Source organism: Faecalibacillus faecis (genome assembly GCF_003024675.1).
GTDB lineage: Bacteria > Bacillota_I > Bacilli_A > Erysipelotrichales > Coprobacillaceae > Faecalibacillus > Faecalibacillus faecis.
In genome coordinates, this window is record NZ_PYLP01000056.1 from 1 (window position 1) to 674 (window position 674).

Below are 674 nucleotides of genomic sequence, written 5' to 3' on the forward strand. Positions count from 1 at the left end.
TTATTTCTTAAGTTTGTGCCTTTATTATTATGCTTATCTTATTAAAATTGTACATGAAAAAAAGCGCAAAAGGCACCTAATAAAATTTATCATTTTTTTAAATTTTTCAGTTGTTTTTTATCTCATATTATCCTATCATTATTGTAACGATGGAAAAGGAATTCCCTATACTACAGGGGCTGGATTCAGTGATTAGTGGTCACAAATCCAGCTTTTCCTTTTGCTACTGGTGGATTCCTACGCCCATCTATTCTATGCCTTGTTTTCGGTATGCTTTTAAAAAATTTATTCCATCTCTTATAGTGTCTTCCTTTTCTGACAGATATTTTTTCTTTTGCTCCTGTTGATATGATTGTTTCGACAATTTTATCCACAGTTTTCATTTTGAAACTTACAATGAAATCATTATGATGAAGTAAATTGATAATATATTTGTTATTTGGAATATATTCATATTTACATTTTTATTTTGTTTGATTCTTTTTCTTGATTCTATAAAGATTATTTGTTCAATATTATAGAATATGACCTTTCCCATTGTTTCATTAATAATTCCTATTGGATTATGCGTATTATACTGCTCAATGTTCAAACTATTTTTTAAAACATCATATGCATTTTCTACATTCCATCTTTCGTGATGATACAGATCAATAATATCTGCTATATCAAAT

Annotated in this window: 1 protein-coding gene; it reads right to left on the reverse strand. The window is 27.3% G+C overall.

What is annotated here, in order from left to right; genetic code table 11:
• Positions 1-391: 391 nt before the first annotated feature.
• On the reverse strand, positions 392-674 hold a 283-nt coding region (locus C7U55_RS13855; protein ID WP_204638439.1), incomplete at its 5' end, for a hypothetical protein.